The sequence below is a fragment of the Candidatus Hodarchaeum mangrovi genome, assembly GCF_975850365.1.
Genome location: NZ_CDLCQJ010000099.1, coordinates 1 through 11062, shown reverse-complemented (window position 1 = coordinate 11062; position 11062 = coordinate 1). Strand labels below are relative to the sequence as shown.

The window sequence follows — 11062 nt, the reverse complement described above, 5'->3', positions numbered from 1 at the left end:
GGAGCTATGGAAATGCAAAAGGAATCGGAAGGCTCCTTTCAATATGAACCAGAAGGAAGAAATGACTTTCGAGATTGGAATAAGATAACTATATTTGCTGAAAATTTCAATCAAATGCTTATGCAAATTGATTAAATGAGAAGATCACTATGTTAAGAAATAATAGAGCTTTTCTTAAAGCTCATGATTGGTCATCCACACCTGATATTGAGACAGATCAACAAAAAAATATTCCTCCTCCTCCTTATCAAAAGGAATATCCACAAAATGCAATATTAATCGATCTCATTAAACCTGAACAGATTAAATTAGGTCAAATTCCATTAATAATAGCCATTAATCATCGAAAAAGTCGTCGTGGATTTATTAATCAATTTCTTACCCTTGAAGAATTATCATTTCTTCTCTGGGTCACTCAAGGCATTAAAGAATTTGATATTGATCTTCGTCATGGAGCAAAAACAACAAAAAGAACAATTCCTTCAGGTGGATCACGACATCCCTTTGAGACCTACCTTGTTATTAATAAAGTAGAATCACTTGAACCAGGGATATATCGGTATCTAGCTGTAGAACATAAACTTCTCTTAATTCAAAAGGGAACAGAATTTGCAGAAAGAGTAGCTGAAATCTGTGTTCATCAAAATTTTATCAGTAATGCTGGAATAATTTTTTTATGGGCTGTAATTCCTTATAGATCAGAGTGGCGCTATAGTTATGCTGCACATAAATCTATCGCTATTGAGGCAGGCCATATTTGTCAAAACCTCTATTTAGCGTGTGAAGCAATTGATGCTGGAACCTGTGCAATCGCAGCTTATCATCAGGAATCGATTGACTCCTTCCTTCATCTTGATGGTTCAGATGAATTTATTATTTATATTGCCCCAGTAGGTAAAATTAAAGTCAGAAAGAAGGAATGAATTTGGATCCTCTAATGCTCTATAAGTTAATGTTTCAAAGTCGAACGATTGAAGAAACTATTTCAAAATTATGGCAAGAGGGTCAAATTTCAGGTGAGATGCATATGGGGATAGGAGAAGAAGGTATTATTGCTGGAGTAGTATCCAGCCTTATTGAAGGAGATGTTATAGCCACTGACCATCGAAGTACTGCCCCATTCATCATGAGAGGAGTCGATCCTAAATTAGTATTATTGGAGCTCCTTGGACATCCTGAAGGTTTATGTGGAGGTCTAGGTGGACATATGCATTTATTTTCAAAAGAAAAATTAATACTCTCTTCTGGAATCGTTGGAGCATCAGGACCTGCTGCAGTCGGATTTGCGCTAGCAATCAAATATAAAAAACAAAAAAATATTGCAGTATCGTTTTTTGGGGAAGGTAGTATGAATCAAGGAATGCTTTTGGAATCATTCAATTTAGCATCAGTCTTAAAGCTCCCTGTATTGTTTGTCTGTAAGGACAATGATCTAGCGATTACAACACGATCTAGTGAAGTAACTGGAGGAACATTAATTGAACGCGCTAAGGGATTAGGGGTAGAAGGTGTAATTATAAATGGAATGGATGTAAAAGAAGTTGGAAACACCTGTCATACAACCATCCAAAGAATGAGAGAAAAAAATTCTCCTTATTTCATCCACGCAACTTGTGAACATCACGAAGGACATTTTCTTGGTGATCCTCTCCTACGTTTTCAACGATCTCCTTTGAAAGAATTCAAGGAAGTAACCAAACCACTTATGAAATCAACCATAAGTCCCAGTGGAGCTCGACTTGATAAACGAATTCGAAGTATAGGTGGAGTGTTATCATTAATTGCTAATTCACGGTACCAAATGAAAGATCGTTTTGATCCCCTTATAATATTGAGAAAAGAGCTCATTAAACAATACAAAGATGAAATAATGCAAATAGAAGCTGAATTAAAAAAAGAAGTAGAATTACTTCACAGTTCAGTAATACAAATTTCGGAGGTGAGAAAATCATACAATTAACATTCAGTGAAGCGATTGACTCGGCTTTGGATTATGCCATGAGTAATGACTCACGAATATTCATAATAGGAGAAGACGTTCACACATTACACGTAAATCTTTATGCCAAATTTGGAAAAGAACGTGTAATTCGGACTCCTATTAGTGAAAGTGCTTTCTTAGGGGCAGGTGTTACAGCAGCAATGGCTGGCTTGCGTCCTATTGTAGAAATAATGTTTGTAGATCTTTTTGGGGTTGCAATGGATCAAATCTTGAACAATGCTGCTAAAGTGTTCGAATTTTCTGGAAAGAAATGGAATGTTCCTCTAGTAATTAAAGCTAGTTGTGGAGGTGGATATGGGGATGGGGGACAGCATGAACAAAGTCTTTGGGGTTGGTTGGCTCATATTCCAGGAGTCTCGGTGGTCGTTCCATCAAATCCTGCAGATGCAGGTGGATTACTCCTCTCAGCAATTGAAATGGATCATCCTGTAATCTATCTTGAGCATAAATTACTTTCTGAAATTTGGCTAGATTATATGGGCCGTGGAGGAAGAACAACAGTTGCTTTTGATGTTCCTAATGATGGTTATAAGGGAGAAATTCCTGATAAATGGAATAGTCTGCCTGTTGGTAAGGCAAGAATACTTCATGAGGGAAGTGATGTCTCACTTATTAGTCTAGGAGTTTCAGTTCATAGATGTGTACAGGCAGCAGAGTTATTATTGAGAGAAGGTATTTCTGCTGAGGTTATTGATCTTCGATGGGTGTCACCTCTTGACGAAGAATTAGTTGCTAAATCAATTTTAAAAACAAAGGGTGTTGTGGTTGTTGATGAAGATTACAAACAATTTGGTCTTTCAGGAGAGATCTGTGCCATTCTTGCTGAACAGGATATATCGTTTAAATTTCGACGTATTTGTACAGAAACTACAATCCCCTATAATAGAGATCTTGAAGATCAAATCCTTCCAAATGTTGATAAGATCATTGAAGCTGTTCGTCAAATAATCCCAAAGCGATAACCGAGAGATTGATCAATGGTTATAATCATCACAGTTAGAGAAATTGATCCCATTTATCCTTTTATGACAAAAATTACTTTTGATGGACAGATTTTTCTCTATTTCACCACAGGAGAATATGCTCAAGACTATTTTCTTTATACTGATCTGAACAAGTATGAAGAAATGCATTACCTGCTGAAACAAATCATGATTAATAAATTAGCCCTGGACTCACTGTTAAATCTTTCATTTGGATTTATAGTTGTTCTTAAGAAAGACAATGCTCTTTTCATTCTAACTGATCGTTTTGGGAAATTACCTCTTTTTTTTGTTAACAAAGAGAATTTTTTCATGATTACAACTGATTTACACAAAGATTTTCCATTTTATTTCTCTTTAGTTGATCCACAACAATATTTTTTGATAAATGTAGTAAATAATAACATTTCACTGATTCATAAGCCTGACATTGCATTTGGTGACGATTTAATAGAAATAACGTCAATAATTACTTCTCTTTCTTCAGTTAGTGAATCTTTAATTCTGGAAGCTGTGAGGGAATACCATCATATTGGTCTTTTATATTCAGGTGGGGTAGATTCTTCCACAATTGCATATTTTTTGAAAAAAAACAAAATATCTTTTAAAGGATTTTGTGTTGGAACCTCGTCTTCTTCAGACGTCATTGCTGCAAAAAAAGGAGCTGAATTATTAGAATTTCCCCTATCCGTGATTAATCTAACTGAAGAATCCCTACTTGAATCATTAGAATTATTAGATCCTATTATTCAACCAGATCTCTTTTCCAAGACCACTGTAACTGTTCCAGATATTGTTTCATTAGAAGTTGGATTAGTCTTATATCATGGTATTAAACAGGCTACCTATGAAGGATGTGATGTTATCCTTTCAGCCATCGGAACAGAAGAATTATTTATGGGTTGGTCATTAGAACCCAGACATTTTGGTCCCCAAAATGAAAATAAACCACTTAATGACATATTTCGTGAGAAACTCTTTTCAATTCATCAGCGAGACACATATAGGAATTATCGTCTTTCACAATATTTCAAAACCGATCTTAAAACTCCTTTTATTGCTACAGAAATGTTTAATCTTGCAATGCGCATTCCTATTGATTTAAAAATCAAGAATGGAGAAAAAAAGTTTATTTGGAGAAAAATGGCAGAAAATATTGGTCTACCCTATGAAATAGCCCATAGAAAAAATAAAGCAACTCAATTTGGGAGTAATACAAACAAAATCTTGGAGAAAGTAGCCAAAAAAAATGGATTTCGCTATAAAAAAGATTTCATTGCTTTTTTACGGAAAACTGGTAATATAGAGGATAGGGCACAATGTCTTGACTTTTCTAAAATAGAATAAGAAATTGTAAAATTACCTAATTTCTAAGAATTAGGTTTAAAACAGCTACCTTTTATTTATCCTTAGAAGCCAGTCTAGACCTCCACGAATCTATTTTAAACGAGTATATCTTCAAATTTTTAAAAAATTAAATAGAAGAATAAATTGAGAAAGAAAAGACCGATTAATTTAAGTAGTCTAATTAATTAACTGAAGATTCACCTGATCTATATAATCAGGAAATTTTTTGTTGGCAAAAAAAAAATAGGTGAACCTGCGTTGAGGTTTAAGTCTGTTTTTATAATTTATATTTCAATTTTCTTAATTGGAATTTTTTCTGGTTGTATCGATTCGACTGAAGATGTAGAATTGATAGTTTTGGGAGTTTTAGGGGAATCTAAGGAATTTACACTGTCAGATCTAAAAGAATTATCACCAATCAGTGGAACTAGTGAATATCAAAATTCATATGGAAACTGGGGTGGAAAAGGAGCCTATAAAGGTGTTCCAATAGCAAAATTCGCAGAATCTGTTGGTGGTATTCAACAAGGTGATATTGTAATAGTAACATCAGAAGACAACTATTCACAAATTTTTACCTATGATAATATCTATCCTTCTACAGAATGGGAAACTATTCAAGGAAAGATGATTTTGGCCTATGAATATAATGGAACTCAAATCCCCACATGGGAAGATGGATTAAGAATTGCCTTTCTTCCTACTGATGAAAAATATTCGAATGAGGACAGTTATGCAACCTCTTCTATAGAAAGCAAGGGAGCTGGGGGACCTAAGTGGGTCAAATATGTTAAGAAGCTAGAATTTAAACGAGAAACTGAAAAGGTAATGTTTGGAGATGGCACTTCAAATTATACTCTAAGTTGGAGCCAAATTTTGAAATTACCCCCCGTCAACCAATCAGGAAGATCCATTACAAGTCTAAATGAAGTTTCTGATCTCCACTATTATACAGGGGTCAACCTAACCTATGTGTTGGATGTATTAATTGATTTAAACCAAGATTTTAGCGTAGACATTGTTGCATCTGATGGTTATAAACGAACTTTTTCAAAGGATCAATTCTTTGGCAATCTTACTCTGTATGATGAGCTTGGAACTAGTATTGGTCATGGAGGACCAGAAAATCTTAGCTTGATTCTTGCTTATTATGAAGAAGACCAAAAGATAGGATTTGAATCTGGACCCTTTCGAGTGGCATTAGTTGGTTCCAATACCCCCATTACAGGCAGTAAATACTGGATAAGACTTGTAGACTATATTGAAGTTGTTGTTTATTAATAATTAACAACTTCTTTCTTTTTTAAGGTAATAGAATTTTCTAATTAATTTAGAAATATATTATAGCTCTTTTACCTATAACGAAATCAATATAAATTGGAATTTTAAAATATTTATTGTCAAAAATTTAATTAATAATTCTGAATTCCCAAAATTTGGTCAAATTAATTTTGATCGACCAATCAAATTCACTCTGGCTTACCCAAAAAAAAATACTTTTATAGAGGGGAGATTGTTGATGTGAATATCTCTAGTCTGATATCTGTCTGTGAAGAATCACACTTTATCTGATCAGACTAATTTATTTTCCATTTAGCTGGAGGAATTTTATTGGAAGATGAAAAAATACGACAAAAATTCTCTATCGCCTTGAATCAATTTGTAGAGCGTATAAAATCTGATTCTAGCATTTTAGCTGTATTTGTACTTGGTTCATATTCAAATGGGATATTATGGGAGAAATCTGATATAGATATGGTCATCATCACTAATGAGGAGAAAGTACAACAAGATTTGATTGTCATTAATCAGAATGAGATCCAGATTAATGCCTATTGTATCTCACGAACAGAATATCGAAGAAGTCAACAGCGTTTTCTAGCAGGGAGTATGATGCATCATATGCTTTCAACATCTAAGTTGATTTATTCTATTGATCGAGGTATCTCAGATTTCAACCGAGATATGTTTTTTGTTTCTGAACATGACAAAGAATTACAGGTCATGATAACAAGTGAATTTCTCGTTGGAAATATACATAAATTGAAAAAAACATTATTTGTTGAAGAATCCCTAGAAAAATGTCATTCGTGGTTAATTTCAGCAGTAACGAATATCGCTACAATCCTAATCCTAAGTGAACATCACATTCCAGGTAGAGATGTCATAACTCAGGCCCTAGAAGTCTCAGATAAACAAATTCTAAGGTTAATTATCGATCATGTGTTCAAACAAGGATATTCTAGATCAAATTTGGAATATTCTATAGATCTTATTGAGAATTTTTTGAAAGAAAATTATCCAGTCTTTTATAAACCACTTATACAATATTTAACAGAAAGTATAGGAGAACGCACTCATTCAGAAGTAGACCAACATTTTAGAAAAGCAACGAATTATCCAAGTTTAACACTGGTTGAATCTATAATTTGGTTGACTGATCAGGGAATTTTAATGACAGGAGTTAAACCGAAACGTATCACAGCTAGAAGTCGGGTCACTGTGGATGAGGTTACAGTATACTATATCGGAGGAGGGGAGTAAATTGAGAGATACAATCGAAATTATTGGAGCACGACAAAACAATCTGAAAAATATAAATGTAAAAATCCCTCGTAATAAATTGTCAGTGATTACAGGAGTAAGTGGATCAGGAAAATCTAGCTTAGCGTTTGATGTAATTTTCGGAGAAGGCCAAAGATTATTCCTTGAATCCTTATCAACTTATGCCAGATCTCGAGTAATACAAGTAAGACGACCTGATGTTGATTTCGTTTTTGGACTGTCATCGGTTGTATCAATTGAACAGCATCAGAGTTTAAGGAACTTTAGATCAACAGTTGGAACACTTACTGACATTTCTACTTACCTTCGACTTCTCTATTCGACCAGAGGAAAATCATATTGTCCGTATTGTAATCAAGAAATTTCAATTCGAACTGCTAATCAAATTATAGAGAAATTACTCTCGCTTCCCAACAAACAAATGGTCGAAATTTATGCTCCTGTTTTTAAAATATATGATGAAGACTATCGATATCTATTTGATAACCTGAGAAGACGAGGAGTTGGAAAAATACGCATTGATGGGGTAGAATATGATATTGGGGAGAAAATTGATCTAGATGATAACAAGGATTATTTGATTGAAGCTTTCATCGATAAATTTGAGGTAAACTCTGACTTACATCAAGTTATGCTAGATGCAATAAAAGAATGTCAACGAGTTGGTGAAGGTTTTATAAAACTTGAGATAAAAGGAAATCAAATGGAGAATGATATCTTTCACAAGAATTTTTCGTGCCAAGAACATCATTTAATTATGGGAGAATTATTACCATGGTATTTCTCACCAAATGAAGGAGATAGTGCCTGTTTAACATGTAATGGATTAGGTGTATATCGAAAAGCTGTACCATGGTTAATCATTGAAAATGAGAATAAAAGTATTAATCAGGGAGCCATTAACGAATATATTTTTGGAATTGAGCATCCTTTCAAATATCTAGTTATTTGGAGCTTAGCTAACCATTATGAATTCTCGTTAGATACACCATTCAAGGATCTTAGTCAAGTACACAAAGATATTGTCTTTTATGGAACAAAAGAAGAAAAATTTGAGTTAATCCAACCCCCAGAAATCAAAAAGAAATTTTCAAACATTGGAAAGGAAGTAGCGTTTGAAGGTTTAATTCCTCCCATTAATCGCTGGTACAAAGAACGTGTGAGAAATGAATCAAGAAGAACAGCTAGAACGATGGATGACCATATTTATTTTCGAGGAATGACTGAAATTATTTGTCCAGACTGTAAAGGAACAAAATTACTCCCTCAAAGGTTATTAGTTAAGATAAAAGGAAAAAATATTTATGAACTTGGAGAAATGACTTTAACAGAACTCAGAACATTTTTGGATTTAATTGCTGTAGAAGAGATCAGGAAACATATAGAGATTCCTATAATTGATGAAATCAAAAAACGCTTAGATCTACTTTGTGAAATTGGCGTTGGCTATATCAATTTGAATCGTGTTGCTCATACTTTATCTGGAGGAGAACTACAAAGAGTAAGAATGTCAACACAAATCGGTTCAGGATTAATGGGTATGCTCTATATTTTAGATGAACCTTCTATTGGACTTCATCAACGTGATAATTTCAGAATTATTCAGACTTTGAAAAAATTACGCGATATTGGGAATACTGTAATTGTTGTAGAGCATGATACTGAGATGATGGAAGCAGCTGACTGGATTTTAGACTTGGGTCCTGGATCTGGTGACCGTGGAGGAAAAGTTGTTGCTGAAGGAAAGGTAGAAGATATAAAGAATATACCTGAGTCTATAACTGGTCAGTATCTCTCAAAAAAGAGGAAGATAAAGATACCTGTGAAAAGAAGAAGTTCAAATGGTGATTATATTCTAATCAAGGGAGCAGCTGAAAATAATCTAAAAAATATTGATGTTAAAATTCCTTTAGGTATTTTAATATGTGTAACAGGCGTATCAGGATCTGGGAAAAGTAGTTTAATAAATGATATCTTAACGAAAGCTCTTATTGCAGAATTTCATGATCGTCGTGTCACTCCAGGAAAACATCAAGAAATTCTAGGTTTAGAAAATATCATGGATATAAGAATTATCGATCAATCACCAATTGGAAGATCCTCTCGCTCTAACCCAGCCACCTATGTGGGATTTTATAATAAAATAAGAGAAATTTTTTCTGACCTACCGGAATCAATAAATCGTGGATATTCAAAATCGATATTTAGTTATAATTCAAAAGATTCGGGAAGATGTGATGAATGTGAGGGAACAGGTGAGATTGTTACACAACTGCAATTCATGCCAGATGTCAGATCAATATGTCCAGTTTGTAAAGGAAAACGCTTCAAGCCTGAAATCTTAGAGATAGAATATAAAGGTTATAACATCGCAGATATTTTAAATTTTTCAGTTGAACAAGCATTAGAGTTGTTTAAAGACGTTCGTCTAATAAAACATAAACTAAAAGTCATGAATGATTTAGGATTAGGTTATTTAAAGCTTGGCCAGTCATCAACTACGTTAAGTGGTGGGGAAGCTCAGCGAATTAAATTAGCAAACGAACTAGGGAAAATAAAAAAGCAAGAACATAATCTCTATGTTTTTGATGAACCTTCAATTGGATTACATCTCGCAGATATTGAAAAATTACTATTTACAATAAATAAACTCATAGATGCTGGAAACAGTGCTATAGTCATCGAACATAACCTAGATATTATAAAAATGGCTGATTGGATTATTGATCTTGGGCCTGAAGGAGGAAATGAAGGTGGTTACCTACTAGCTTCAGGTACACCTGAACAAATAATTGGGGCAAGCAAGACATCATTCACTGGAAAATACCTAGCAGCTCATTTAGAAAATTGAGATGATTCTATGATTCAAACGAACTATATTGAAGTTACTCCTGATTTAATCATGACCTCTATGGTTACCAAAGAAACCAATAAGCTTATCAGACCTTATTTATATTCAAATATTTCCTGTCTTAATCTTCCTGATGAGCTAGTATTTGTTAATACTGGCCCACATGTAGATATTGCTAGAAAGTTTAGGAGAGACATGGAAAGCAAATTTGATAAAGAAACCTCATATTTAATTCTTACTAGTAAGACATGGGATTATATCTGGGGTATGAGTGCTTTTGAGGATGTTACCGTTGTCTCTTCCTCTCAAACAAGATCTGGAATCCGACAAAATTTGAAACAGGGAATCGATTCATCTTATAGGGAATGGATCATTAGACAAATCCCAGAAGATAATAAATTACATCAAAGTTTAATGAATAACACTTTATTTATTCCTACGATTGGATTTTCTAACAAAAAAGAGATTGGTCCTAAGAATTGTCGGCTTTTCTTAGAATCTATCATGGCTAGTTCTATGACAATCTATTGTCCTTCAATGAAGTTACTATTCACAGACTCGTACATACAAAGCGTTATGCCACCATTTGTATGGTCTATTGCTACTATTGAGACTTATCGTAATTGGGAGCAATTAGATTTTGATATTATAATTCCAGGTCGAGGCCCTGTGGTTTCAAAGGATTATTTAATAAACATACGAATTTGGATGGAAAACTATCTGAATCTGTTACGAGAATACCGAAATCAGGGAGTTCCAGAAAGTAAAATTCTTCAGCAAGATTTTCCCGATCATCCAGGAAAACAGAGGATTTCATGGATCGATGGAGGGCAGTACCATACAGGAATCATTCAGAGTATGACACGTTACTGGTACAAACAAATCTTAAAAGAAGAATCAGAAATAGAAGATTTAATATTTATAAGTGAATAGAAAAGTGATGAAAGCTGCTTATCTTATTTAGCCGATTCAGTCATGACCTCAATTATTGTAAGATGTTCACAACAACATGCCGAACTTAAATGGACAAGGCAGACGTCACATGGGGGATTTTCCGATTTTATTAAGCTGCAATAATAAACATCTTCTTTACTCAAAACCTAATCAACTCTTTATCCATTCTAAAATCTCTAGAATGTACAAGTATATATAAATTTTATACGATTTTGGTTCCCAGACAAAAATGGTAGAAATTTATTATTAGTAAATAATTTTGCAGTTGTGACGAGAACTTAATTTTTTCTTCTTTTTACTCAACAAAGAGTGGATACCTAGCGGAAGAAAGATAAAGAGTAAAGGAAAAGAGAGAAAAGG

The 11062-nt window shown here is 33.8% G+C and carries 8 protein-coding genes; all 8 read left to right on the top strand.

The window, feature by feature from the left end; genetic code table 11:
- The first annotated feature begins 149 nt into the window (after positions 1 to 149).
- The 8 genes from ACWVCY_RS10115 to ACWVCY_RS10080 all read left to right on the top strand — a co-directional run bounded on the left by ACWVCY_RS10115 (position 150) and on the right by ACWVCY_RS10080 (position 10681).
- Positions 150 to 923, top strand: a complete 774-nt coding sequence (locus ACWVCY_RS10115; RefSeq protein ID WP_455142640.1) for a SagB/ThcOx family dehydrogenase — start codon at positions 150 to 152, stop codon at positions 921 to 923.
- 2 nt (positions 924 to 925) lie between these two features.
- Positions 926 to 1960, top strand: a complete 1035-nt coding sequence (locus tag ACWVCY_RS10110) for a thiamine pyrophosphate-dependent dehydrogenase E1 component subunit alpha (RefSeq protein WP_455142638.1) — start codon at positions 926 to 928, stop codon at positions 1958 to 1960.
- 38 nt (positions 1961 to 1998) lie between these two features.
- Positions 1999 to 2964 carry an alpha-ketoacid dehydrogenase subunit beta gene (locus ACWVCY_RS10105; RefSeq protein WP_455142636.1) on the top strand — a complete coding sequence of 322 codons (966 nt, stop codon included), beginning with the start codon at positions 1999 to 2001 and terminating at the stop codon, positions 2962 to 2964.
- Between the two features lie 15 nt (positions 2965 to 2979).
- Complete coding sequence (locus tag ACWVCY_RS10100) at positions 2980 to 4332, top strand: asparagine synthase C-terminal domain-containing protein (RefSeq protein ID WP_455142634.1); 1353 nt, start codon at positions 2980 to 2982, stop codon at positions 4330 to 4332.
- A gap of 258 nt (positions 4333 to 4590) precedes the next feature.
- On the top strand, positions 4591 to 5613 hold the full coding sequence (locus tag ACWVCY_RS10095) for a hypothetical protein (RefSeq protein ID WP_455142632.1): 1023 nt from the start codon (positions 4591 to 4593) through the stop codon (positions 5611 to 5613).
- A 330-nt stretch (positions 5614 to 5943) separates the two neighbouring features.
- The gene (locus ACWVCY_RS10090; protein ID WP_455142630.1) at positions 5944 to 6876 is read left to right on the top strand and encodes a nucleotidyltransferase domain-containing protein; all 933 of its coding nucleotides are present in this window, start codon (positions 5944 to 5946) and stop codon (positions 6874 to 6876) included.
- A gap of 1 nt (position 6877) precedes the next feature.
- Positions 6878 to 9748, top strand: coding sequence for an excinuclease ABC subunit UvrA (gene uvrA, locus ACWVCY_RS10085; RefSeq protein ID WP_455142628.1), 2871 nt, complete (start codon positions 6878 to 6880; stop codon positions 9746 to 9748).
- A gap of 9 nt (positions 9749 to 9757) precedes the next feature.
- Entirely contained in the window at positions 9758 to 10681 is a 924-nt protein-coding gene (locus tag ACWVCY_RS10080; RefSeq protein WP_455142626.1) for a hypothetical protein, read from the top strand.
- The last annotated feature ends 381 nt before the right edge of the window (positions 10682 to 11062 follow it).

Coding starts and splice junctions, on each gene's coding strand:
- ACWVCY_RS10100 (WP_455142634.1), top strand. CDS start 2,980: ATGGTTATAATCATCACAGTTAGAGAAATTGATCCCATTTATCCTTTT.
- ACWVCY_RS10105 (WP_455142636.1), top strand. CDS start 1,999: ATGAGTAATGACTCACGAATATTCATAATAGGAGAAGACGTTCACACA.
- ACWVCY_RS10115 (WP_455142640.1), top strand. CDS start 150: ATGTTAAGAAATAATAGAGCTTTTCTTAAAGCTCATGATTGGTCATCC.
- ACWVCY_RS10080 (WP_455142626.1), top strand. CDS start 9,758: ATGATTCAAACGAACTATATTGAAGTTACTCCTGATTTAATCATGACC.